General features: G+C 39.3%; 21 protein-coding genes. 17 read left to right on the top strand and 4 right to left on the bottom strand.

The features are described from left to right. Window positions 1-25 precede the first annotated feature (25 nt). Window positions 26-1,831, top strand: a complete 1,806-nt coding sequence (locus IGI89_RS05750; protein WP_005233084.1) for a sensor histidine kinase — start codon at window positions 26-28, stop codon at window positions 1,829-1,831. A gap of 15 nt (window positions 1,832-1,846) precedes the next feature. Here the strand turns inward: IGI89_RS05750 and IGI89_RS05755 are convergent, their stop codons facing one another. Beyond that, complete coding sequence (locus IGI89_RS05755; RefSeq protein WP_008381850.1) at window positions 1,847-2,266, bottom strand: phosphate-starvation-inducible PsiE family protein; 420 nt, start codon at window positions 2,264-2,266, stop codon at window positions 1,847-1,849. A gap of 481 nt (window positions 2,267-2,747) precedes the next feature. Between IGI89_RS05755 and IGI89_RS05760 the strand changes: the two genes are divergently transcribed. Further along, window positions 2,748-4,271, top strand: coding sequence for a flavocytochrome c (locus IGI89_RS05760; protein WP_005233089.1), 1,524 nt, complete (start codon window positions 2,748-2,750; stop codon window positions 4,269-4,271). A gap of 277 nt (window positions 4,272-4,548) precedes the next feature. Further along, window positions 4,549-5,931 carry a lytic polysaccharide monooxygenase gene (locus tag IGI89_RS05765; RefSeq protein WP_438735421.1) on the top strand — a complete coding sequence of 461 codons (1,383 nt, stop codon included), beginning with the start codon at window positions 4,549-4,551 and terminating at the stop codon, window positions 5,929-5,931. Window positions 5,932-6,111: 180 nt separating this feature from the next. On the opposite strand, the gene IGI89_RS05770 is transcribed toward IGI89_RS05765, so the two are convergent. Then, complete coding sequence (locus IGI89_RS05770; RefSeq protein ID WP_005230514.1) at window positions 6,112-7,392, bottom strand: 2-hydroxycarboxylate transporter family protein; 1,281 nt, start codon at window positions 7,390-7,392, stop codon at window positions 6,112-6,114. A gap of 13 nt (window positions 7,393-7,405) precedes the next feature. Further along, on the bottom strand, window positions 7,406-9,067 hold the full coding sequence (locus IGI89_RS05775) for a malolactic enzyme (protein ID WP_301280259.1): 1,662 nt from the start codon (window positions 9,065-9,067) through the stop codon (window positions 7,406-7,408). A gap of 116 nt (window positions 9,068-9,183) precedes the next feature. Between IGI89_RS05775 and IGI89_RS05780 the strand changes: the two genes are divergently transcribed. From IGI89_RS05780 to IGI89_RS05795, 4 genes are all read left to right on the top strand, one after another. After that, the gene (locus IGI89_RS05780) at window positions 9,184-10,080 is read left to right on the top strand and encodes a LysR family transcriptional regulator (protein WP_438735422.1); all 897 of its coding nucleotides are present in this window, start codon (window positions 9,184-9,186) and stop codon (window positions 10,078-10,080) included. 277 nt (window positions 10,081-10,357) lie between these two features. Then, window positions 10,358-10,510, top strand: a complete 153-nt coding sequence (locus IGI89_RS05785; RefSeq protein ID WP_082741537.1) for a putative holin-like toxin — start codon at window positions 10,358-10,360, stop codon at window positions 10,508-10,510. A 668-nt stretch (window positions 10,511-11,178) separates the two neighbouring features. Continuing rightward, window positions 11,179-11,697, top strand: a complete 519-nt coding sequence (locus IGI89_RS05790; RefSeq protein ID WP_061053427.1) for a hypothetical protein — start codon at window positions 11,179-11,181, stop codon at window positions 11,695-11,697. Window positions 11,698-11,779: 82 nt separating this feature from the next. After that, window positions 11,780-12,406 carry a helix-turn-helix domain-containing protein gene (locus IGI89_RS05795; protein WP_082741536.1) on the top strand — a complete coding sequence of 209 codons (627 nt, stop codon included), beginning with the start codon at window positions 11,780-11,782 and terminating at the stop codon, window positions 12,404-12,406. Between the two features lie 359 nt (window positions 12,407-12,765). On the opposite strand, the gene IGI89_RS05800 is transcribed toward IGI89_RS05795, so the two are convergent. Next, a complete protein-coding gene (locus IGI89_RS05800; RefSeq protein ID WP_225869325.1) occupies window positions 12,766-13,059 on the bottom strand; it encodes a hypothetical protein in 294 nt (97 codons plus the stop codon). A 334-nt stretch (window positions 13,060-13,393) separates the two neighbouring features. Here IGI89_RS05800 and IGI89_RS05805 point away from each other — a divergent pair, with 334 nt between their 5' ends. From IGI89_RS05805 to IGI89_RS05850, 10 genes are all read left to right on the top strand, one after another. Next, window positions 13,394-13,732 carry a hypothetical protein gene (locus IGI89_RS05805; RefSeq protein WP_061053426.1) on the top strand — a complete coding sequence of 113 codons (339 nt, stop codon included), beginning with the start codon at window positions 13,394-13,396 and terminating at the stop codon, window positions 13,730-13,732. After that, the gene (locus IGI89_RS05810) at window positions 13,698-14,426 is read left to right on the top strand and encodes a WxL domain-containing protein (RefSeq protein WP_061053425.1); all 729 of its coding nucleotides are present in this window, start codon (window positions 13,698-13,700) and stop codon (window positions 14,424-14,426) included. The genes IGI89_RS05805 and IGI89_RS05810 overlap by 35 nt, the downstream gene beginning before the upstream one ends. Before the next feature lie 105 nt (window positions 14,427-14,531). Next, window positions 14,532-17,069: a WxL domain-containing protein gene (locus IGI89_RS05815; protein ID WP_061053424.1), complete on the top strand. Its 2,538-nt coding sequence runs from the start codon at window positions 14,532-14,534 to the stop codon at window positions 17,067-17,069. Window positions 17,070-17,368: 299 nt separating this feature from the next. Beyond that, on the top strand, window positions 17,369-18,379 hold the full coding sequence (locus IGI89_RS05820; protein WP_101699467.1) for a DUF916 and DUF3324 domain-containing protein: 1,011 nt from the start codon (window positions 17,369-17,371) through the stop codon (window positions 18,377-18,379). 37 nt (window positions 18,380-18,416) lie between these two features. Continuing rightward, window positions 18,417-19,865 (top strand): helix-turn-helix domain-containing protein, encoded by a 1,449-nt coding sequence (locus IGI89_RS05825; protein ID WP_438735423.1) that lies wholly within the window; start codon window positions 18,417-18,419, stop codon window positions 19,863-19,865. Between the two features lie 223 nt (window positions 19,866-20,088). After that, on the top strand, window positions 20,089-20,436 hold the full coding sequence (locus IGI89_RS05830) for a DUF7006 family protein (protein ID WP_061053421.1): 348 nt from the start codon (window positions 20,089-20,091) through the stop codon (window positions 20,434-20,436). A 439-nt stretch (window positions 20,437-20,875) separates the two neighbouring features. Next, entirely contained in the window at window positions 20,876-22,063 is a 1,188-nt protein-coding gene (locus IGI89_RS05835) for an AI-2E family transporter (protein WP_225869324.1), read from the top strand. Window positions 22,064-22,477: 414 nt separating this feature from the next. Further along, window positions 22,478-22,909 carry a MarR family winged helix-turn-helix transcriptional regulator gene (locus IGI89_RS05840; RefSeq protein WP_016620260.1) on the top strand — a complete coding sequence of 144 codons (432 nt, stop codon included), beginning with the start codon at window positions 22,478-22,480 and terminating at the stop codon, window positions 22,907-22,909. Beyond that, window positions 22,902-25,157 carry an ATP-binding cassette domain-containing protein gene (locus tag IGI89_RS05845; protein WP_438735845.1) on the top strand — a complete coding sequence of 752 codons (2,256 nt, stop codon included), beginning with the start codon at window positions 22,902-22,904 and terminating at the stop codon, window positions 25,155-25,157. Before IGI89_RS05840 ends, IGI89_RS05845 begins: the two co-directional genes overlap by 8 nt. 730 nt (window positions 25,158-25,887) lie before the next feature. Further along, window positions 25,888-26,340, top strand: coding sequence for a MarR family winged helix-turn-helix transcriptional regulator (locus IGI89_RS05850; protein ID WP_016620262.1), 453 nt, complete (start codon window positions 25,888-25,890; stop codon window positions 26,338-26,340). The last annotated feature ends 155 nt before the right edge of the window (window positions 26,341-26,495 follow it).

The raw sequence follows: 26,495 nt of genomic DNA on the forward strand, positions 1-26,495 counted from the left end.
ATAGTAAATATGAAAGGGGTTTACAATGAAACCGCCATCAAAGTTTTGGCTGTATTTAAGCGTGGTCGCTACCTTATTCATTACATTGATTGGACTTATTTTTACCTTTACAAGTTATAAAAGCGCACAAAGACAAGCTGAAACCGTCGGGTTGCGGCAGTTAGAAACGGTCAACCAAGCGGCGATCAAGCTGATCAGCCGTAGTATCGAATCGTACCACATGGCTCTTGCCAATTATGCCGATGACCACCTCGAAGGTGCCGCCTTGGCTGATTTGCAGCGCCCCTTAACGTTACCAGTGATCAATTCCGCGAACAATGCCATGGTCGGATTGTTTTTGATCGACCAACAAGGTCAGGTCATCGCCCAAAATACCGCAACGTCGGTCAATAAACCAGAAGACCCGCCGGTGCAAGAATTGTTATTCAAAGACCCATCCTTAGACAAAGTATTGGCAGGACGGCAAGTACAAAATGGGCAAGTCTATTTCGATGGTAAAGAGGCCTATTTAAATGTGTATCAGTCCCTAACCCTTGACGACAAAGAAGCGGTTCTTGTGATGCCTTTAAATCTGCAGCGCATGTATCATCATGAATTTACCACCGATCGCAATGTTTCCGGCTATACGATGGTCAAAAACGCCGATATGCGGATCGTTATGCACCCATCGGACGAACAAATTGGTTTTTCCATCGTTGAGAGCCGCAAAAAAGAATTTCCAGAGCTGGATTTCACCGATCTTGAGCGCTTGGAGCAAGAACAAATCGACAATGAAGAAGGCACCTCCGTCTATTATTCTTATTGGTGGAACGAAGAAACACTGCAAAAAGTGCTGAAATTGGCTGCTTATCAATGGATCACCATCGGCGACAGTCGGCTGATCGTCGCTAGCAATGCCGATTTTTTGGAGCAAAGCGGTCTCTTCTTACAAGACAACTTGATTTTGATCGGCCTACTGGGTTTGTTGTTTGTCATTATGATTTTATTGACCGTCCTGATCAAAAACTACATGAAACGCAATCAAGCCTATGTCGAAAACCAAGCATTGAAAGAACGACAACGGCTGTTAAAAGAAAAGCACGAAATCGAAAAAAACATTTTGCAAGAATCAAAACTGGAAACTATTGGCTTGCTAACGACCTCAATCGTCCATGACCTAAACAACTTTTTGACGCCAATGATTGGTCATCTGCAATTGCTGATCGAGGAAAACCAACACGATGAAGTCTTAGTGGAGGACTTGCAAGAAGTCTGCAAAGCGGCGGAAAAAGGCAAAGAGTTATCCAGCAATGTGCTACGTTTTTCGAAACTCGAAAGTGCCGATAAAACTGTGCAGTCGATCGCTACTACCTTGACAGAAGCCATCGATACTATGCGCGCACTGTTGCCAAAAGCCTTTTCCCTTACGTATGATATCCAAGAAGTAGGATATGCCGTCTACGAGAAGATCGATCTGCAAGTCATTATTTACAATTTGTTGATGAATGTGTACCAAGCAAATGCCGATTGCAGCATTCGATTGAGTCGCACTTCGACAGAAAGCGCCACCTTTCCGTTTCGTAAGCAAGCTTTCTCCGCACAACAGGAGTTTGCTTTGATCGAAATCGTCGACAACGGTCCCGGCATACCAGAAGCGATCCAAGAAAAAATCTTTACCCGCTTCTTCACGACCAAGAGTGCCACTGGCGGTACTGGTCTAGGACTCTTTACTGTCTCTTCGATCGTGGAAAAAAACGACTGGTTGATCGATGTTACAAGTACGCCTAAAGGAACCACCTTTTATATTGGTATTCCTCTAACTGATCCCGAAAAAGCCACTGAACCCAACTGATCCGACGGGCTAGTTTCAGTGGTCTTTTTCTTGGGCATGCTGGAAGGCATTGATTTTTTGCAGGACTAGCAAGACCAGTACCAAGACAAAAATCGCTAGAGCAAAAAATAGGGCATCGTTCGCCATGCCTTGCGTCAACAATAGCTCGCGCAAAATCGCAGTAATACTGATCAAAATCAAGTAACGGACGGGAATATGGTGTCCGTCCTTCATATACCGCAGCAACATCAAAATGATTTCTAACAAAATGAATAACGTGGCAATTTCTTCAATCAAAAAGGACAGGTGGGGCGCTTCACTTAAAGGAAAGAGCGTCGTGCTGATCATAAAAATCGCTTTTCCCATAAAAATCAAGACGACAACGACTAAGATCGCTAACATGCTATCAATACAGATACTGATCACTCGCTCGAACATCCGGGTCAATTTTTCCATTTGCCACTCCATTTCTGCTTTTTCTTTTATTATACAAAAGAAGGCGCAGGACAAAGGGAAAAGAACAGTGAAAGAACAATCGCGGCAATATCTTTTTGACCGCGAACTTAACGGTCATTCTATGAGCGGGACCTTTGTGGCAGCTTTGAATAGCAGAAAGTAGTGAGGAAAATATAATATCTTTTTTCGAAAAAATTAGGAAATAATGAGAATCAATAGTTAAAATATACACAAATTATTACGAGACACTTAGTTTCTTTTTTTGTTACAATGGTTAAATAAAATAGAACTCTGTTGAAATGTTGCTTAAACAATGTTTTTATCGCTATCGAATAGAAAAATAGTCCGATCGCAAGATGTTTAGCATTGTTAATAAAGTAACAAGTTAAGCGGGGTTCGCAAGAAAAATGCTTCTTTTCTCATCATATATGACGGGGATCAGTGAGGAGAAAAGGGCAAAAAGAAAAACGGAGGGAAACAAATGAAAAAAAGTGGATGGTCAAAATGGGTGATTGGGGCAGCCTCATTATTGTTGCTTAGTGCATGTGGTGCCGATGGCGGAACAAAAGCCAGCAGCAGTGCGGCAAGCTCTTCTTCAGAAAGTGAAGTCACTTCAGGTGCTTCCCAACAAGAGTATACCGATCCAGCAGAGTTAAAAGATCAATATGATATCGTCATCGTTGGTGCTGGCGGTGCAGGGATGGCAGCAGCCTTGTCGGCTAAAGATGCTGGAATGAATCCAGTCATTTTAGAAAAAATGCCGATCGCAGGCGGAAATACCTTGAAATCTTCTGGCGGAATGAACGCATCAGAAACCAAATTCCAAGAAGCACAAGGCATTGAAGATTCGAATGAACAATTTTTTGAAGATACCCTTAAAGGTGGTAAAGGAACCAACGATCAAGAATTGCTACATTATTTAGTAGACAACTCTGCTTCAGCGATTGATTGGTTGGATTCAATGGGGATCACTTTAGACAATATCAGCTATAGCGGTGGTGCCAGTGTAAAACGGATCCATCGTCCTCACGACGGTTCAGCAGTCGGTACGTATTTGGTGGATGGCCTGTTGAGAAACATTCATGAGCAAGAAATTCCTTTGTTTGTAAATGCTGATGTGACAAAAATCAATGAAACAGACGGCAAAGTCACTGGCGTCAACGTGAAAATCAATGGCGAAGAAAAAGAAATCGCTGGTGATGCAGTGGTTGTTACTACTGGTGGTTTTGGCTCCAACAAAGAACTGATCGAAAAATATCGTCCAGATCTGAAAGGCTATGTCAGCACGACTTCTGAAGGAAGTACAGGCGATGGTATCAAGATGATCGAAGAATTAGGCGGCGCAACGGTTGATATGGATCAAATCCAAGTCCATCCCACAGTGGTTCAAGATACAGGTATGTTGATCAGTGAAACCGTTCGTGGAGAAGGCGCCATTTTGGTGAACCAACAAGGAGAACGTTTCTACAATGAATTAGAAACCCGCGACAATGTTTCAGCTGCCATCACAGATCTGCCAGAAAGCTATGCCTACTTGATTTTTGACAATGCGTTAGCAGGTAGAGCCAAACAAGTCGATTACTACAAAGAACAAGGTGTAGTGGTAGAAGCTGACACCATCGAAGCGTTAGCTGAAAAAATCGATGTCGATCCAGCAACCTTGAAGAAAACTTTAGATACATGGAACCAAGCAGTGGCAGACAAAGCCGACAAAGATTTTGGTCGTGAAACGGCGATGGACTATGATTTGACGGAAGGACCATTCTATGCGATTCAAATTGCACCTGGGATCCACCATACAATGGGCGGCGTCAAGATCAATACGAAGACCCAAGTGTTGAAAGAAGATGGCACACCAATCACTGGCTTGTATGCAGCAGGTGAAGTGACCGGCGGTATCCACGGACAAAATCGAATCGGCGGCAATGCTGTAGCCGACATTATGGTCTTTGGTCGCCAAGCAGGCGCGCAATCCTCTGACTATGTGAAAGAAAATGGGAAATAGGCGGCTGTTTTTTCCTAAAAAAGATCGTCTATAAAGAAAGAAACTTGGAACGAATCCTCTTAAGTGATTAGGAGGAGAATCGTTTCAAGTTTTTTTGTATTTCTAACTGAAAGGACGGAAAACTAGTCATTATAATCTTATAATGATTAAGTCGTTTATCATACATATATAAATAAACTATTTATAAATGTAGGGTTTGCTTTTCAATGAATCGGAATCAAGGAATAAACGGATAGGATTGGTTTATTCGATGATAAAAAATTTTAGGAGGCAGAGTATGAAAAACGCATTGGTAAAATGGTCGGTCGGGGTGGCAATCTTACTTGGAGGGACCTTGTTCTTCACGGGGAAACAAGTATTTGCTCATGGTTATGTGGAATCACCGGTCAGTCGGGGCTATCAAGGGTCTTTGGATCGCAATACGTTAGGGTGGAGCGCTGCGTTTGAGAAATATGGCAATGTCATTTCAAACCCACAATCATTGGAAACTAAAAAAGGCTTTCCAGAAACAGGACCAGTAGATGGTCGCATCGCTTCGGCAGATGGTGGACTCGGACAAATCGGGGACTTTGTTCTTGATGAACAAGGAACCAATCGTTGGACCAAACAAGACATCAATCAAGGACCATTGCGGGTCAATTGGCATTATACAGCGCCTCACAAGACCACAAAATGGCATTACTATATCACGAAACCAGGTTGGGATCAAAACGCGCCACTTTCAAGAGATAGCTTGGAATTGATCGCTACTGTGAATCACGATGGTTCGGCTGCCAGCAATAGCCCAAGCCATACCATTACCATTCCAGAAAATCGTCTCGGTTACCATGTCATTTTAGCGGTCTGGGATGTTGCCGATACGCCAAATGCCTTTTATAACGTGATCGACGTCAACGTTTCCGGCTCAACGGTCATTCCCGAAAAACCAGCAGCACCAGCAAATGTCCGCTCAGAACGAGTGACTAGCAGCACGGTGGCTTTAGCATGGAACGGTCAAACCGATGCGAAAGAATACAACGTGTATCGCGATGGTGCCTTAGTGGCAACGACTACTGAGCCAACTTTTACCGACACACAATTAAAAGCCAACACAACCTATAGCTATCAAGTAGAAGCAGTCGGCTTTACTGCGTTAGTTTCAGAAAAAAGTGCTGCAGTGAAAGTGACTACCTCAGCAGACAATCAAGTCGAAACCCCTTCGACACCAGGCAACCTGCACCAAATGAGCGTGACAGACAGCAGCGTTTCCTTAATGTGGCAAGCATCGACTCATACAAATGGGATCGCTGGATATGACGTTTACCGCAATGGCGTCAAAATTGCTACAGCCACAGGGACAACCTATGAAGACACGAATCTAGCAGCGGATACAACCTACAATTACCAAATCAAAGCAATCAGCAAAACGGGCGAACAATCCGCTTTCAGTAACCAGCTGAGCGTGAAAACCAATGCCAAAGAAGAAACTGAAACACCTGGAGGCGGGGAGTCAGAATACCGTGTGTGGAAACTAGGTACATTCTCTGCACCAGAAGTGTATACAAGTGGTGAAATCGTGAGCCATAAAGGCAGCAATTATGTCGTGATTAACACCCACTCAAATTACGGGGACACCACTTGGTCTCCTGATCAAGCACCAACCTTGTTTAAGAAGCTGTAACCCTTGAATGAATCAGGAAAGCAAGAGCAGTGCGGAGGCACTGCTCTTTTTGGCTCTTTTATGAGTGAATGGCTGAATCTTTGTTCGATTCGTGCAACCAATTGGACGAATTCGTTTGAGGAATGCAAAAACAGGTGCTGCTATGCATCATGCGTAGCAGCACCTGTTTTTTGTTTTAGATCAAGAATAGAAGAAACGGATCAAGATTCCACCTAGAATCAGCACGATCGCACCGCATAAACGGTTGGCCATTTGGGCAAAAGCAATCATTTCCATTCTATCAGAGGCAGACAATACAGCGATATTACCAGTTCCCCCCATCGAGTTGTTGATCATACCGGCGCCAATTGCGGTTTCAACGGGGTACATCCCCAATACCATCCCGAAGAACCAGCTGGCAGCCCCCATAGATACGACACTGGTTAGGCAAAGCACGACAAATTGCCAAGTAAAGGCAGAGGCCAATGTTGACAGATCGATCAATGCCAAACCAATCCCCGCCAAGACTGCGTGGGTCAAATTCGTCATCACAACATTGTTGAACATCACCACAGAATCTTCGAGTTTCTTAGGGACAATGTTCAAGGCTTTTAGAATAAAGACAATCACGATCATAAAGGCATACTCGTGAATTTTTGGGAAAAAGTCGCTTAAAATCGCACCAACGACCAACAGTGAAAAGGAAAACAGCATCCCGACCCCGATTTGTTGGGCATCAAGCGTTATTTTTGGTTTTTCTAATTCTTCTTTCGTGGCATTGATCAGGGTGCCATGGCCATTGTATTTGGTTTTAGCAAAGGCCTTTGCGATAAATAAAGCACCAATAATGGCAAGAATATTCCCGAAAGTAACTGCTGGCGCTAATTGAGAAAAGATGGCGGCTTGATTGCCGTTTGCCAAGCCATCAGCATAAATTTGTGAAAGTGGGGTGATTCCCGCCCCCATCCCGCCAGACATCATTGGTAGAGACACATACATCACCGAATCAGCAAAGCCATTGCCTAGCAGCATACCGACAAGGCCGACGGAGAAAAAGCCTACTACCATGGTGATCAAAGCAACAGGAATGAATTTCGTAGAAGCCTTCACCAGCAAATTGCGGTTCATACCTAAAATCGAGCCGCAAATCAAAGCGGCAATATAGAAATCAAGAAAACCAAAACCGCCCCCCATGAAGTCACTGACCGCGTCAATGACTTTCGTGGGAACGAGATGGAAGGAGGCCAAAAGGGTGGCACCAAGCAGGGTAAAAACTGACCCACCGCCAAGATAAGAATTCATGATCGGGAGTTTTTCCCCAATGAAATACAGCAGGTGTCCTAAGGCAACCAGTAAAATGGTGATCCCGACCATATTTAATGGCAACTTGTCTAAGGCAATCGCACTGAATATGACAACCATGAAAAAGAGATACAAGGGAAGACTAATTCCCGAAATCGTCATCGTTTTTAATTTATTCATTTTTCAGACCTTCCTAGTATGTTGGATACCATTTAAGATTTTGGACAGCTTTTGCCATATCGGTTTCTTGCGCTTGGGCTAGTCCTTGTTCTTTGGCTTTATTGGCAACTGCTTCAGCCACTTTGATAGAAACGTCCGCAACGTATTCAAATGGTGGGAGAACAGGTGCACCGGGTTGGCTCAAATCAACCAAACCACTTAATGAGTGAGCAGCGGCACCAATCATTTCGTCGGTCAAGAGAGAGGCTTCTGAAGCCAACATACCTAACCCTAGACCAGGATAGATCAAGGCGTTGTTTGCTTGACCGATTTGGTAGTCGACTCCTTTGTATTGGATCGTTCCTGAAGGGACACCGGTTGCCACAAAGGCTTTTCCATCAGACCATTCGATTACTTGTTCAGCCGTTGCTTCTAATTTTTTGGTTGGATTAGAGATAGGGAAAATCACTGGACGAGCAGTGTTTTCACACATCGCTTCCACAACTTCTTTGGTAAAGGCACCCGCATTGGTTGAGGTACCGACCAAAATCGTTGGTTTTGCGACTTTAATGACATTGATCAATTGCGTCATATCGCCAGCATTGGCAAAGTCAGCCCGTTTTTTGGCAAATGGTTTTTGTGCAGGAGTCAAATCGGACATATCATCGAACAAAAGCCCTTGTTTGTCAACCATAAAGAAATGATTGTAGGCTTCTTCTTCTGAAAGACCTTCGCTGACCATTTCGGCATGGACACGGCTGGCAATCCCGGCACCAGCGGAACCACCGCCATAACATAAGTAGACTTGATCCGTTAATTTTTCACCTGTAATATCCAGTGCACCGAAGATACCGCCAAGTACAACGATTCCCGTTCCTTGGATGTCATCGTTAAAAGTTGGAATTGTTTGTTTGTATTTGTCCAGAATCGTTGCAGCATTTGAACGGCCAAAGTCTTCCCAATGCAAGTAAAGTTTAGGGAACAATGATTCTGCCGTTTGAACAAAATGATCGATGAATTGGTAGTAGGCATCACCGTAGACACGTTCTTGACGATTGCCTAGATACAAATGATCCTCTAACAATTCTTTTCGGTTCGTGCCAGCATCGATCACGATTGGTAAAACAGAAGCAGGGTCGATCCCAGCAGCTGCTGTATAAATCATCAATTTACCGACAGAAATATCGACACCTTGGACACCCCAGTCACCAATCCCAAGAATCCCTTCAGCATCTGTGGCTACGATCAAGCGAATGTCCCGATCGCCAGCGGCATTTTTCAACGTTTCTTCGATGTTCTCTGGATGATTGATATCTAAGTATGCTGCATATTGAGGATCCACAAATAGGCGGCTGTAATTTTCAATGGTATCAGCAATCGTTGGATCATAGACGATCGGATTGAATTCAACGATATGTTGATTGAACAAATAGTAGAACAATGTCCGATTGGTATTAAAGATTTCCATTAAAAAGTGACGTTTTTCAATGTCTGATTCTTTGGTGACATATTGCAAATAAGCTTGTTCTGCTTGTTCTTCGATCGTTTGCACGTGTGGGGGCAATAAACCGATCAGCCCTAATTCTTTTCGTTCTTCTTGTGTAAACGCGGTTCCTTTGTTCAAAAATGGGTTATTTAAGATGTCATGTGCTTTCATTATGTTCCTCCAATGGATATATTTTGAGTACTCGTTCATTTCCATTAGCTACTTTAATCCTCGGACAGAATTATAGTCAACTATCGGTGGTATAATAAAAATTATTTATAACAAAACCGCTGCTAGTTTAAACCGGTTAAGAGAGGAATCAGACGATGAATATACGAGATTTAGAATACTTTAACGCTTTGGCAGATATGCTTTCTTTTACCCAAGTGGCGCATAAATTTGCGGTCAGTCAACCAACCGTCAGCTACGCTGTCAAACGCTTGGAAGAGCATTATGGCTGTGATTTGATCGTGCGAGAAGCCTCACATCGCTCCATCTCATTGACCACGGAAGGGGAAATTTTGAAGGCTCATGCGCAATATATCTTAGATGAATTTGTGACCTTAGACAGAGCCATCGACCATGCCAAAAACAACCGCACCCACATCGGCCTGCCACCGATCATTCGTTCCAAAGTCTTTTCAAAACTCTTAGATGAAAAAGAGATCATCCGCTTTATTTCGAAATTTCACTTGGTATCTGGGGGATCCAATGAATTGCTTTCAAAACTATTATCAGGAAAAATCGATTTTAGCTTGCTGGGCAGTGTCAATCCCCTCGTCCACCCGAATCTGCAGGTGAAATTATTGCATCAGCAAGAGTTTTTTATTTTTGTGTCAAAAGAAAATCCATTAGCTAAGAAAAAGGAAATCTCATTTGAAGAAGCTGCCGAATATCCCTTTATCCTATTGGAAAAAGGCTATACCCACATGCGCGCCTTTCAGAATTTAAGTGAGAAATCAAAGAAGAAGCCGGAAGTCCCCTTTTATTTTTCAGACGTCCAGACGATTGGCCAGCTGGTCAGTTCCAATATCGGCATTACCTTGATGACGGAATTTCCTGTGTTTCAAGAAATGGAAGGCTTAGTGAAAATACCGCTAGTCCCTGAAGATAAGGAAATTTTTTATATTCAATATGCCTATCTAAAGAGTGCGTTGTTGAATCAAGAGGTTCAAAAGTTGATTAGGATCTTGGATGAGCTGTCTTGGGAGGAGGAAGGGTGAGGAGTGGGGATTTCTTGAGGTAAGGTCAGAGAAAAATGGTGCAGGTATTTGTGCTTGAGCTGCTGAAATAAAAGGGATCTTTCAACGTGGAAAAAACAAAGGGATGGTTCCTTTAAACGATGAAACGAGAAAAAAACCCCTTTACTTAGACCGTTCTTACCGCATGGAAAAACGCTAAAAACCTTGATAAATCTCGGTTTTTAGCGTGGGTTTTTGGTATAATAAGGATACAGTAAAGTTTGTGACGGTGGCTATCTTTTGAAAGGTGGTGGTGCTTATGAAAGTAAGTGCTAACTCTTTAGAAAGGAGAAGCCTTTTGTCTGTAGCTGAAGCATTAGGGCTGATGATTAGTTTCGGTTCTTTAATCGCAACGATTATCTTTGGCATCCTAACTGCAGCAAAAAACGACAAAAAAATAACCAGTCACTAAACTTTGGCGAGTTGACTGATTACTAAAATAATATAAAACTTGCCACCGTCTTAAACGGTGCTGTAGGGGAGTTGTTGACGCAACTCCTCTTTACACAGTAATTATAGCAAGATTTCAGTAAGATATCAATCATTGACGCTACAGACGTGCTTTGCACGTCTATTTTTTGTCCTCCTAAGTGGTGGGGAGCAACAATTGGTCGCTTTGGCGTATCACTTGTTTACCAGTTGATCAAGAAAGTGATTTATCGTAGACTACAGTTTTATTCATTAGTCTTAATTATTGTGTTCAGAAACACGTAACAAAATCTAAGTTCAGTTATTCAGTCGGTATTAAGTTATGGTAAAATTTACGATGAAATCGATCAGCCTATAAATCAATAGGATTACCAGAATACTGACCTCTTATTTTCAAGGAATTACTAAAATAGTTAACCTTATCGTGCAAAAGCAAAAAAGATAGATCGAAGAGGCTGGTGGAAAAGTCGAATCTTTAGAAGAGTGGGTCCCTCCCATGAAAAGATGAGGGGCAACAAATAGAAAGACGGATACGGTAGAATAGCATGTTTTCAGGGATGTAACATGATGATTGCGTGCCTGTTTTGTCGAACACAATGTATAATCCTACTTGACTGATATAGTAATCAGAAAAAATAGGAGATGATTATTGTGAAAAAAATTGTTTTAGGGATTGCAGTTGTTCTATCTTTATTTATTGGGGGTGTAGCAGCTTCAGCTGAAGAATCAGAGATTTGGGTTTCTGAGGGAATTGAAATTATTAGTGATGTTGAAACGGATGCCGATTTAAGCGATCAACCAATTGAAAATATTGGCATAACTATCCCTGGGTTGACTAGAGGAGCTAATGTGCCAAGTAGCAATTGGAACATAGCCTCCAAAGGTAAATATTCCCTTAGTGGAAGTAGTGATCGAGGGGGATATGTGTATTCTTCTTATACATTCAAAGGAAAAACTTCTTATACCGTATCGATTAGTAATAAAGGAAAAAACGTTATAGATATAAAGTGTAAAAATAGTAGTACAACGTATATTTCTTTTTCTGTCAAAGCAGGGAAAAGCCGGACAGTAACCTGGAATGGAATCAAATCTAGTACAACTTGGTATGCTCAATTTTACAATGGTAACTTGATAAACAATTCTTACTCGTTTACAGGTACAATAAAATAATTAGAGCAATTTATGTTTTACAAAATCAATTGTTAAATGGCAATTGCTAAACAAACGAACCCTTGGAGGATAAACTTTATTTATGGAAATCGGAAAAATGTTACGCCAAAAGAGAACTGATTTAAATTTAACACAAGAAGATATTGCGAAGCAGTTTAATGTTACACGTCAAACTGTTTCTCGTTGGGAAAATGAATTATCATACCCTAATATAGATACTCTTGTAGAACTTAGCATTTTTTTTGAATTTTCCTTAGATGAAATTTTACGAGGTGATTCTGTAATGGTAAAAGATTTCGCACAAAAGGTTAATATGTCAAAAAAATACAAAGGATGGAAAATAGCGACACTTTGTTTAACCTTATTAATTTCTATATTTGTTTTAAACTATTTTTCTCCCTCAATGGATATTGGTAAAGACGATGTAGATTCTGTTACTGTTACTAAATCAAAGGATCACACTAATGTTGAGGTTCAATTGAGTCTCAATGTATTTGAACAACCTGAAGTCTGGGAATATTATCCGGATCTAGAGGATGGAAAGGGGATTATTGAAGTTTCGAAAAGGATACAGCTACAAGCTATTTTTAATCCAAAGAAGAGAGTGAATTTAGAAATTCCTAATGATTTTCTATCTGATAAGCAAACCATCAAAATTAAAAACACGAATTATATCATCGATTTAGAAACAGGAACTGTAACTAACTAATTCTCTCGTTGAGTATTACTTAACGAACATATAGTGCACGTGAGAGTATCCAGGTAATATCAACCTATGAAAATCTTCCCCTTATTTAATAGAGTGTATTGTAAACCCAAGGGTTGTTTTACCCACAAAATAAAGAGTGTCCAGAGTTATTATCTGGGCACTCTTTATTTTGATCAACTTAATATTACAAATTTAGCATCTGATCTAATAAACTATGCTAGGTCGGGAGATATTAATCTATTGTACCTCTATCGATTGTTCGTAAAAATCTGAATCACTTTCCATATACTTAGTTATATTATCCCAATTATTTTTTATATCAGTAATAATCTTCTGATCATTACTCATTACGAAAATACCTAACTTATTTTTTTCTTCAGAACTGTAGGGATGAATTCAACATGTTTTTGATCAGCCGTAAAAGTGCTGGTATTAGATAATTCTTCACTACCTGAAACCGATAAGGAGATTTCAAATTTATTGTTTTGAGAGGTAAAAGTCAATTCTAATTCTCTGCTTTGAGAGTCATTTACAAATTCCGAATTAACTATTTCTGCTGCTTCTTCAGTCTTTAGATTAGTAGACATGATATGAATGGATTGCCCCGCTTTTTGTTCTACTTTAAATCTTGAGTTATCGCCATCAGTTCTCATAATATCAACGGTATTTCCCGTAGGATTAGTAGCAGAATCACTTGTAGCGTTTCCTTCGATGCTAGAATTAAGAGTTTTGCTATCGTTAACTCTGGAAGTGCATCCCCCTCTATAGCCACAAGTACTAGTAATGCTGAAATACTTAAACTGATTTCTTTAAGGAACACTCCTTATATATATAAATAATTAAATATTTACTATCCCATGAAATAGCTGATCAGAAAGATTATTGATCAGTTGTTTCTTTTTTTGCATCTAGACGTGCAGATGTTGAGCCGTAGAGTTTTAAAATATTTGATACTATTATCACAAGTTCAAAAAGGGGTGATTATATGTGCAATTATTAAAGAGGAAATGTATTTGGTTTTGTTTGTTAGCATGGTGGATTTTTGTCCCAACTGTTTCTGCCCAAACGGTTCAATCGAATAGTTCGATTGCCTTTCAAAATATCATTCAAGACGAAATACAGCCGGAGCCACCAAAAGGAGATCAGGCAGACATTCAAGAAATCCCCGCATACAAAAAGCCAGAAAGGCTTCCCCAGTTAATGGCTATAACAGAAACACATATTGTGTTTCTAGGAAGCATCTTGTTGATCGTTTTTGTTCTATTAAAGAAAAGGAAAGAAGGAAAAAGAAGTGAAAAAGAAGTATTTAGCAATTGGATTACTTAGCAGCCTGTTGTTTGGAAATGTTGTTACAGCTTCAGCCGAACAAATTACAAGAAATGCAGAAACAGAAGGAGAAGTAACTCTTTCGATAGTTGATGATGTTGACACGGTCGATCCAGATCCAGACCCAGATCCTGGAATTATCATTCCCCCAGTACAAACCGGAGAATTTTCCATAACATACGTGCCTACTTTAAATTTTGGGATGCACGATAATGTTCATTCAACAGGTTTGCTAAAATTTGAGGCCCTGGCAGAGTCCTTTGAAGTGAATGATGAGTCTGGGGAAGAAGTTTTGCGTCCACATTTTGCTCAGATTCGTGATACCCGTGATGTATCAACAGGATGGACATTGAGAGTTGAACAAGTAACACCATTTACCAATGATAATAATGTGCAATTGAATGGTGCATCCATTACGTTTAGTAACCCAAGACTTTCTCAAGCCTGGGATTCCGAGGTTGCTATTCACTCAAATCCTGTCACTATTTCGGCGGAACATGGCAGCCAAATTCTTATGGGTGCAGAAGTGCTTAACGGGCGCGGATGGAATTCGATTACCTGGGGAACGTTAAATGGTGAGGTGAATCCGAATATTGTTTTAGAAATTCCAGGAGAACGAGCAAACGGCCAATTCACAAGTGAATTGAATTGGAGTCTAAGCAATGTCCCTTCTTCGCTGGCCCCTGTTATTTAAGAACAACGAAAAACGTATTGGCAGAATATTGTTGGTCTCTTTTATATGAATGAGATCAACAATATTTGTAAGAAGATTATTTCGTTGAAATATGAGGAGAAGAAAATGAAGAAATTCATAGTTTTAATAGCGATATTTTCTTTAATCAGTCATTCATTCCCATTGCTAACTTTTGCTCAAACAGTATCTATAAACGAAGTCTATGAGGAAACTAGCGATTCTTTCATGGAAGATAGTGTTGAGAAAGGTAGTGATCATAATGAGGAAGATGAAATACAATCAAGCGATAAAGTGGCAAGAGATGACGCGGTTTCTCCCAGTGATAGTGGTAGGGACACTTCAGAAAGCAAGCAAGAAGAGAATGCGGTTTCTTCTGAAACCCGTTCTTCCGCAGGCCAGTTGATCACTGGCGTATGGGGGACAGTTCCATGGACCTATGATTTGGTATCGTCAACAATCGTTCTCAGGGGAGGCGAGGTTGGGTTGACCGGACTAGCGCCTTGGAAAACCTATACTGATGTTGAACAGATAATTCTTGAAGATCGAGTCATCCTGGATAGTAGTGCTACAAGCTTGTTCAGTGGATTAACTCAATTGAAAAATATACAAGGGATTGAAAAGTTTGATACTGCTAATGTAACAAATATGAACTCAATGTTTCAAGGAGCAAGTAGTATAACAGAATTAGATTTGAGTCAATGGGATATGTCCAATGTTACCAGTACTACCACAATGTTTGCTGAAATGTCCAATTTAAAAAAACTAGATATAAGTTCATGGCATCGCAGTATCCAGGTTATTAACATGTTTAGAGCGACATCTTTCGAGCAACTCACTTTAGGTACCGGAACAAGAATTAACGGTACCTGGTTATCCAATATACCGGCAACGGAAACCTATACGGGGCGTTGGGTACTTCAAGATAGTTTGGCTAGTTCAACTAATTTTGTTTCATTTGCTAGTTCAACTGCATTTATGTCTGGATATAATGGTGCGAATCCTGGCGTATATGTTTGGGAAGAAACAATTGATCTTGAAGCACAAGTAAGGCCCCAGACAATCCTTCTAGGAGAGGGAACCCAAGACATTGATTTAGGCAGTGCGATTCATACGGTAACGGCAGATGGTGTCTTGTTGTCTTCAGGGGAGTACGATGTTACTTACATTGACTCATCCTCCTATCTTTATATAGGTGATCGATTTAAAGATGTGACCATTACATATCGAACGGTGCATACGTTATCTGTCCGCATTCCCATTTCCGTTCGTTGGGGCAACACAATACGTTTACGTGGAACATGGGCGAATAACTTCGAGGAGTGGCGAACAATAGCCGCTTTTACACATCACGTTGGAGAATCGGGCCCCGAACTGTCCCTATCGCCAGGACGCGGTGGGACAAACCCAACTACACCAATGATCCAACAGTTGCCAAATCAAGAGTTTGCTTCACTTCATGCATACTCAGGCTCCGCCACTATTCTTGTAAACCAAGGCCAACATTTTTTTGACTTTACGTTGTCTACTCAGCAAACACCTGCCGAAGCACAACAAGATTTTGAAAATGCGGTGGGAGAAAATGGACGTCTGCAGTTAACGGTTGGTGATATCGTCAGCGCGACGCACTTGTTTTCATCAGGAGAGGAATTTGATGGCGCCTTAGCTGGCTTCTCTAATCTAGAATGGAATGTACTTATGCAAGATGAAGCAGAAGAACATGTAGGCACAGATCACACGAATCATAAAAATAGTGCATTTTATGAAGTGACAGCAACTAACCTAAGACCGTTAGTGATCAATCAGTTGAAGCCGTTGCTGAACAATGAGGTTTGGCAATATATTTCTGAAGAGGAGTTATTGGTAGTAGCAGAAAGTTTTTTTGATTTTGACATTGCTGAAGGGTACGTTTCCATAGCGGAGATCATTGAAATGCCTGATACGAATCAGCCAGGAGATTCATCCATGGTTGTTCGAGTGCAAGAAAAGTTATCCTCTGGGCAATACGCTCAAATGGATTACACCGTTCCAGTAACAATAAGGCCGTTACAAGTCTCACCTAAAGATCCAGAGAATCCTCAAGAAGAATTGCATCCAGAGGTGATGCCAGAACTGCCAGAAAATCAAGGATTTTTAAGCATTGATTTTGTTCCTACGATTCAGTTTGGGGATCAAGAAATATCGTATTTTGCACCGGAAACACTATACGCCGAACCATTAAGAACAACAGCAAATGAAACACGTGCAAACTTTGTACAAGTTTCTGATAGACGTGGAAGAAATCAAAGTGATGGGTGGCGCTTATCTGTGAAACAACGAGAACAGTTTAAGAATAGCGGAACAGGGCATGTTTTAGCTGGCGCTTCTTTGCAGTTTCATCATATTCAAGCAATAGCAGTGTCCGGTCAAGAAAATCAGCCTACCCATTCAGAACAGCTCTCGCTCCTTCCGGGTGTTTCATCTACTGTCGCTCAGGCACAAGCAGGATCGGGATTAGAAACGTGGTTATTTGCCTTTGGTACAACAGACCAAGCAGATGAGAGTGTTGTACTGCACTTAGCGTCCGAACAGGAACGCCAAACTGGAACATATGAAACCACCTTGGAGTGGATTCTTCAATCGGTCCCTGATAATGTCATTCAATGATAGAAATCAACTGGATTCGTACTTCATCAGATGTTCAAACAGCCTAACATCCAATAAGAAATCATTTTGGTTGTTAGGCTATTTTTTCTGTTTGGCCATTTGCGAGGATTACAAGCGAGAGGACTCTGGCGGTACTGCTCCTCATTAGTAATCATGATGGTCAATTTGTGCATCGTCCCATACACAAATCGAGCGTATATGATTTATGAGTTTTGCTATGCTGGGGAGGAATTAGACACTCATGGTAGAAGCAAAAGAAATGAAGGCAATCCCCGTGGAATATAGAGAGGAAGATCGTTATGAATAAAATACTATTTAACAGTAAGAAAACTATGATGTACATAGTGGTAATTTTTATATTGACCCTGTTTTTTGGTCCAGTTGCTTTTGCTGATCAATCTGCTGGTTTTTCAGTTAGACCGATTCTGAGTGAAAATCAAGTGAATTCTGAGGTAGGCTATTTTGATCTGAATCTTGAGCCTGGAGAAAGCCAGACGTTATCCTTGGAGTTACGAAATATGTCTGATGAAGAGATCAACTTATCAATATCCGTACATACAGCTTTTACAAATGTGAGTGGTGTAGTGGAATATGGTAGCGACGCCGATGTCCCAGATGACACCCTACCATTTTTTTTGGCTGATTATATTCAAGGAGATGGCAAGATTACTCTTAGTGAAGGGGAGACGAAACAAGTAGATCTCTTATTGACCTTACCAGAAGATAAACCATTTGAAGGTGTTCTAGCAGCAGGAATTCGCGTGGAAGAAATCAAAGATAGCGAGCATTTATCAGAAGAATCAATGGCTATTGAGAACACACTGTCTTATGTTATGGGCCTCGTTGTATCGAATAAGCGGGAGCAACTTTCTCCCGAGCTAGATCTCTTAGCTATCTATGCGGATCAATTAAACTTTAGAAATGTGTTCAGTGCTCAGATCCAGAATCAATCGGGGACGTTTGTTAATCAGTTAGAGGTTATTGCCTCAATTTATAATGAAGATCAAACAAAACGCCTCTATTCCACAGAGGCATCAGGAATGCAAATGGCGCCGCACTCCAATTTTGCCTTTCCAATTCCTTTGAATGGTGAGTCATTTGCTCCAGGTACTTATGTCCTTCATCTACAAGCAAGTTCTGGAGAACTGGAATGGGAGTGGACGAAATCATTTGTGGTAGATGATCAGACATCTAAGACATTTAATCGACAAGATATAACTATTCCTAGCCAAACTAATTACTGGTTATTAGTCTCGATTTTTCTTGTTATACTATTACTCTTAGTGATTCTTATAAGGAAAAGAAAGTAACCTCAGAAGATTGCATAGTGATAGGAGGCCAAAATAAGTGGATTCTCTAGCAACAAAACTAATACTTAATGCACATAGTAAACGATCGTTACAGTTGCTTATGTTACTTGAAGTTAATTCAGATTTGACCTTAAGCGAAATCTCTCAAAAAGCAAATTTAAGTAAGCGAACAATTCAAGCTGATCTTAATGATTTGAGATACTTGTTTGGAGATGCGATCGACTTAAACGGATCTTTGTCGGGAATGCGAATGACCATCCATGATTACGAATGCTATTATGCTAAAAAAAAACTATTTTTTGATCAAGAGCCACTGATTAGAATGGTAACGTCCGTTTTTTCTAAGAAAAAAATGACGTTACCGGAGTGGGGGGCAGAACTGAATTTTTCTCTATCAACCCTTAATCGGATGCTCACTACGTTGCGTGACGAACTGGCAGAGTACCATATTGAACTGATTACTTCTCCATTATCGATCAGAGGAGAAGAAGTGATGATTCGAAAATTTTACTGGGATCTTTTCTGTGAGTCCACGTATTTTGAATTTGACGATTCATCTGAGTTGTCTAGCAAAATTGGTCAGTTATTTCCCGATATTTCTTTGAAAAAAGTGAAAAAAATTATTCATCTTACTTACCAAAGGATGGGAGAAGGAGAGCTGTCTTTTCCCGTTCATGTGCGGGAATTTTTAACAAATAGTTATTTATATAAAGAAATACTAGCTACCCTTTGTCAAATGAGCCGATTTAAGAGGGTGCCTTATGACAAACTTGAAGATGAAGCGTTTTTTATTTGCATAATGGTTTACGCGCATTGTGACTTTCGTGGCAAAACCAACGTACCATTGACTAATCTATCCCAGACAGCAGCCAATGTTGCCGATGGATTATATGAGATTTTGAGAGAACGTTTTTTGTATCTAGGCATTAATTGCGATATTCATGAAGTGTATGATTTTTTATCACGACAATATGCAAAAGTATTACTAGACCCTATTTATATTAAGAATGATTGTGTTACGAATAAATTTGCTCAATCGCTAGATTCAGATTTATTCGACTACTTAAAAAATTATTTGAACAGTTTGAAAGAATCAAATTATTTTACGGGTGCGTGGGTTTCTGATTTTTGTGCGTCGTTGATTGTTTATTTGTATCTAAACAAAAAAATTGGTCGCACGCATGAAATTCTTGTTATTCTTTCAAACGGATCATTAATAGATGAAACTGTAGCAATTCTTTTGGAGAGATTTTTCTATCGTAGATTAACGATTGTATATGAAGACACTGACTTAGAAAAAAAAATCAAAGGGTTTAAAGGGCACTTACTAATAACGAATATCATCCCTTTTGAATATCAGGTACACACAAAGACGAAACTTGTTTATTTGCCACGAATTTCTAAAGTGACTGATATTGGACTTTTTTTTCAATCGATCCTTGAAGATGAACTCTCATTTACTCATTCACAAATGATGTGTGACTAATCTTCCCTAGGTTTCTTTGTAGTTGTATATGCCTATAAATACATGATAGCTACCTGAGTAGTTTATGTAAGATCCTGATGCTCGGTTTATACAGATGATTTTGAATGATACGAGTAACGAATAGGGAATAGACAAGAATGACGGCAATGAAAAGTATAAAATATAATAAGTGGTTTGGCTGCACCGAATATACCATGTTAATCGTTTAGAAAGGAAAATAAATATGCTTCTATTCACGACAAAAAAAGAGTATACGGACTATTTTTGGCAAGAATTGGGTGATTCTTGCGCTGATGAAATTGAACTTCAAGAGTATATTGATCAACAGTTCGTCAGACTGGTAGAACTGACTGACAATATTTCGAAAACATCATTCTGGCAAGATTTTCCAGAAATACTTGGGTTGGATGCAAAGCTGAATCTTTTAGTGGAGTTATGTAAAATTCACGAATTTACCAGTGCTGACATCATTCGAATCACTGAAAATGATTATCGAACCTATTTTAAGGAACTATGCGGGTATGATTTAAGTATGAAAACAAAAAATTCAATGATATTCAATATTTCTTGATTGTTGAAAGAAGTTAATTAGTGTTGTAAGACTTCCAGAAAATATTTCGATTTTCGAAACAATTTAATTACGTATGCGATTCGCGTTGGCAGCTGTTACAAAGAGAAGAATGAAATTAAGAAAGCGCAATTCCATTGGAATAATTACAAAGAGACTGAATGGAACTACATTTATAACAGTAGAATGAGATAACCCTTTCGAGTTGGAGTTTTTGACCGGACGCAAGAATACGATCAAAACACCTCTAGGCTAGAGATATAGCTTAGAGGTATTTTTATGACTAATTATGGTAAGATTATTAAATAAAAGTTGTCTTCATTTCAAATCGCATCGAATCCTCAAGTGGGGGAGATTAGTGAATGAAAAGGTCCATTTGGGGTGAGCTAATCTTTACAAGAAAAGAAGATTGATTTAGATAATGAAAGAACGGGGAGAAGAAATGAAAAAGAAACATAAAGTGATACAAATGTTGGGTGGGGCTACACTCTTATACATCTTAGCGGTCCTGTTTATAGGTGGCGCAACACTATTGCTGTTCAAAAATCTTACCTTTTTGATTGATCCAGTAGTTAAAGTATTTCAGGTGGTTCTTCCTCCGTTGACTATGACGCTCGTTTTATATTTTGTACTTAAACCAGTTGTAAAGTTTTTGGTAGGGCTAGGACTTTCAAAAGTACTGAGTATTATTATTACATTATGCACACTTACTGCTGCCTTCATCTTGTCAACTGCCCTCGCACTGCCGTTACTTATCCAACAATTTGAACGATTGATCGAAAACTTCCCAAATTATTTGATCGAAGCTGAACGAGTAATAGAAACTTTTATACAAAATACTAGATATGAACAAGCATATCATGAGGGACTCGAGGTTCTGGCGAATTGGATAAATCAAGTTTCTAATAATGTGGGCGTATATCTGGGCAATATTATTTTCGGTGCTTCACAAGTGTTTTCAACGATTACCCATGTCCTATTGTTGTTATTGACAGTGCCGATCATCACGTTCTTTTTATTGAAAAATGACCGTCAATTTGTAGAGTATTCTTTAGGTATCTTCCCCCCTAGATTACGTCATGAAGTCAAAGAAATCATTCGGACGATGGAAAATCAGGTGGGCGCCTATCTAAAGGGCCAACTAGTCGTTTGTGTGATCATAGGAACATTGACTTTTATTGGCTTCTTAATTATCGACATGCCTTTTTCTGGAAGCTTAGCATTTCTTGTTGGCGCAACAGCTATCGTTCCTTATATCGGACCGGTTGTCGCCTTTTTCCCTTGTGCAATCATTGCAATCATGACGTCTCCTACGATGTTCATTCAGTTGTGCATTGTCTGGATCGTTGTTCAATTATTAAATGGGGAGCTGATCGAACCTCAGGTCATGGGAAAACATATGGTGATCCATCCAGTAACAATTATTTTTGTGCTATGGATAATGGGTGAACTTTTCGGCATGTTTGGGTTGATTTTCGGTATACCACTTTATGCAATCGTGAAAGTGTTAGTGGTGTTTGGGTTTCGAAAATTTAAGCAGCGATACAATCGCATACATGCGGAAGATGTTCCCTATGAAGAAACTGAATTTAGTTTAGAATCATACACTAAGAAAAGCAGCCATGGTTAACGAGGGAAACCTGTTGAACAAATGAATTCAAGTACGCATGTCCTGCTCAAATTGATCGTCATAAAAGGTGCGATCCAAATTGATCGTTTGAGTTAAATCATTTGCTTTGATAGTGAAAGAAAGATTTTTAATACATAGAGTGCTTGGAAATATCTATTTTCTGAGTACTCTATTTTTAGTTTGGGCCGATGAATTTCCGATAATTAAGTTTTCCAGTGTCAGAAATTCATTGGATCATGACTCCTTTTTAGCCATTTCAATAACTTGTCATTTTTCTACGAAAGAGGCTGCTTGACTAAGCAGGAATCAACGCACAACAATGATAAGCGCCAGATGGATAGACTACCTATTTGACATCTGATTTCCCAAATGATATAGTTTCCAAATAGAAATCAATTTGAGGGGAAGTTTTCAATGAATAATTTAGAAGAGGTATTAGTAAACTTACAATGTGAATTGGTGGCTGAAAGAACCAGACTAAATCCTAAAACAATTAGTTGGCTTCAATATGATATTTTAAATATTCTAAATTCTGAAACTGAGATGCGCCCGTCACAAATGAGTGTTTTGCTAGGAATTAGTAGGACAAAACTTTCAAAGGCGTTAAAAGAGCTAAAATTAATGAATTATATTCAACAGAAACCCAATGATACAGATGGTCGAGAACTACTCACTTTTTTGACAAAAGAGGGAAGTCATTTATTAACAACTATTGATAATGGACATACACACTTATCTGAAATCGCAAATGCAGTTTTTAATCGGAAGGAAAAAGAGCAGTTCGCTGAACTAGCAAAGAAATATTTAGAAGCGCTTAAAACGGAAAGGCTGAGGTATGATGAATGATCTCATTTCTATCGAAGGAGCTAAAACAAACAATTTAAAAAATCTTTCTTTGAAACTTTCTAAGTATCAAGTAACTGTCGTAACAGGTGTTTCAGGCTCGGGAAAATCTTCTTTGGTATTTGATACCTTAGCAGCTGAATCCCAACGATTACTAAACGAGACCTATTCGAGTTATATCCAACAGCTACTACCTCACTATTCTCAACCAATCGTTGATAAAATAGAAAATCTACCAGTGTCTATTGTGATTAATCAGAAGAAACTAGGAGGAAATGCACGTTCCACAGTTGGAACTGTAACAGATATATATTCAAGTTTAAGGCTGCTATTCTCGAGGGTTGCAACCCCTTTTATTGGATATTCTATGAATTATTCGTTTAATAATCCCAAGGGCATGTGTGAAGTTTGTAAGGGATTAGGTGAGGTCAAAGAGATTGATGTCGATAAATTAATCGATTTTGACAAATCTTTATCAGAGGGAGCTATTCAATTTCCTACTTTTCAACCGAGAGGATGGCGCCTGTCTAGGTATACAGAATCTGGTAATTTCGATAACAATAAAAAAATTAAAGATTACCTAGCAGAAGAATTGGACCGTTTACTAAATGATCTCGGCAGCACTCCAAGTAATCCTACGAATAAATGGCCAAAAACTGCACGTTATGAAGGGATCATTCCCAGAATTACCAAAAATTTTATCGAAAAAGAAAGCACGCAATATAGTGCACCATTAAATCACATTCTGCAAGTGAAAGAATGTCCCAATTGTCAAGGCACTAGAGTAAGTAAACTCGTTCGCTCTGCAAAGATAAATGGAAAATCGATCGCAGACTGTGTAAGGATGCCTATTCCTGAACTAAGCAAATTTATTAAAGGGATTCATTCTTCTGCTGTTCAGGTGATTTTGAAAGATTTAAGTAAGAAACTACAGAGTTTGGAGGAAGTTGGCTTAGGTTATTTGTTTCTTAACCGTCCAACAGCAACATTATCTGGTGGAGAATCTCAAAGAATAAAAATGGTTAAGCATCTTAACAGTGCCCTTAGTGATATTCTATATATTTTTGATGAGCCTAGTATTGGACTCCATCCAGAAGATATTCAAAAAATAGCAAAGATAATTAGGGGGTTAAAAGATAAAGGAAATACTGTTGTTCTTGTTGACCACGATCCGGATATTATACAAATTGCAGACCATATTATTGAGATCGGTCCTGGATCCGGGGATAGCGGTGGAAATATCACCTTTGAAGGAACCTATGATGAACTACTGAAGTCGAACACCATCACTGGAAGAGTGTTGGCAGATCAGTTGAACGTTAATACACAAAGACAACAATTTTCTTCCTATTACGAATTAAATGAGGTTAGTTTGCACAATGTTGTAAACGCTTCTGTGGTGTTGCCAAAACAAGCATTAACGGTTGTAACCGGAGTCGCTGGTTCTGGGAAGAGCACACTCATTCGCTATCTTTTTAAAAAAAAATATCCTGAAGCAAGTATATTAGACCAGAGTCAGATAAATGGCAACATTCGCTCAAATGTTCTCACGTATCTAAATGTCTTTGATAAAATTCGGAGCATCTACGCGCAATGTTCTGGTAAAAGTGCCTCTCTTTTCAGCTATAACGGTAAAGGAGCATGTCCTCTGTGCAAAGGCAAAGGAGTGATAAAAATGGATTTGGCTTTTATGGGGGATGCAGAGCAAGTTTGTGAGAAATGCCGAGGAAAAAGATATAACGATGAAGCCTTATCTATTTTATGGCATGGTTTCACTATTTACGATATTTTACAATTATCAGTTCGAAAAGCAGTAGATTTGTTTGATGATCGCTTATTGATCAGAACGATGCAAATTCTCATGGATGTTCATCTAGAGTATATGAAGTTGGGGCAGTCGCTAGATACATTTTCTGGTGGAGAACTTCAGCGTTTAAAGATAGCAAAAATAATTGCTCAAAATACTTCTAACTGTCTAATATTAGATGAACCATCTACCGGCCTTCATGAGGCGGATATTGACAGGCTGTTATTATTGTTGAATAAACTTTTGCAAAAAGGAAATACATTGATTGTTCTAGAGCACAATCTCAAAATAATTAGTCAGGCTCAATGGCTTATCGAAATGGGACCTGGCGGGGGGAACTTTGGAGGTAAAGTATTGTTTCAAGGGTACCCAATAGACTTATTAACGTTAGAAGATTCATACACAGCAAAACATTTGAAAAGATATACAAAAAACAACAATTAAAAAAGGTGTTTATAAGAATTTTAGTTCATGATTTTTTTAACAGCTATATGAGGGGAAGAAATTTAATAGCTTTTGATCTTCTTAATTTTTCGACAAAGAGTGTTAAGAAAGTGACGAATTTCTGGACACTCTTTTTAGATACAATAATTTATATGTGTCACTGTATTTTTGTGTTCATAAACTCGTAAATAAATCATTGTTCATTTAAAATTTAGGTTCATGAATATTAGGACAATTCTTAGAAAGAGTCAGAAACTTAATAGTTTTTGATACGTTGGTAAACTCTCATTGAAATAAGCTCGAGAGAGCGTCATAAACTTATGTCGTAAATCTAATGTGAATTTTAGTGATTTTAAACAACGAATTGGATGTAACCAATCAATCTGCGTTAGACAAGGTTAAATAAAAACTTAGCAAGCAAAAAGAAAGAAATTATACGATTCGGGGAAAGTAAATGAAAACGAAGTTGATTCATTCACTACTGTACTAAGCAATCATCTTCATGAATTTGGTTTTGAAATGAGGAGAAATTCGAATAGTATTTCTACTTGGAATGTTTGTAAAAGGAGAGTACAGAGAAGTTTTTCTCGGTATTCTCCTGCTTTTTTGAGACAAGCTTATTCAATACACCCATTTTCTAAGAGTGAGTAAAAAAGTAAATCAAGCCCATTATTGTTGCATATGCAACAATAATGGGCTATTATAGTGCTAGATAGGGAGGGGATAGTTCGTGGAGGATATACTTCGTGAGATAGGTTCGATCAGTAGAATGTTGGAATCCATTGCTAATATTGAATTTAAAGAGGTTCAACTCAGTAAAGGACAATACATTTACTTAGTTCGTATATTTGAAAATGAAGGAATTATTCCTGAACGATTAGCCGAACTGATCAAAGTTGATCGCACGACTTTGTCCCGGGCGGTAAAAAAGTTAGAGGAAAATGGGTTTATTCTAAAAGAGTCAGACAAAGAAAATAAAAAAATCAAACACTTATACACAACCGCCAAAGGGAAACAAGCGGTTCAATTAATCATAAGAGAAAATAACTATTCAAATAAAGTAGCGATTCAACAGTTATCTGCTTTAGAAAGAAAAAATCTTGCGGAAATGCTGAAAAAAATAAAATCTTCGGTAGAAGTTGATTGGGTCAACGTCAAGAATGGGATCAAAAGAGACTATTAAACGAATAACGCCGCTGGGGAGATTGGCTCTGATTGAATGTACATTCATGCTACCTAGGGTAGGAAGCACAGGTAGCTGATATTTTGTTAAAAAGGATATAGCTCGGCTGGCTGCTGAAAAAACAGAGATCCTGAAAAATAAAGGACATGAATTTG

It is taken from the genome of Enterococcus sp. AZ141, assembly GCF_051714385.1.
GTDB lineage: Bacteria > Bacillota > Bacilli > Lactobacillales > Enterococcaceae > Enterococcus_D > Enterococcus_D entomosocium.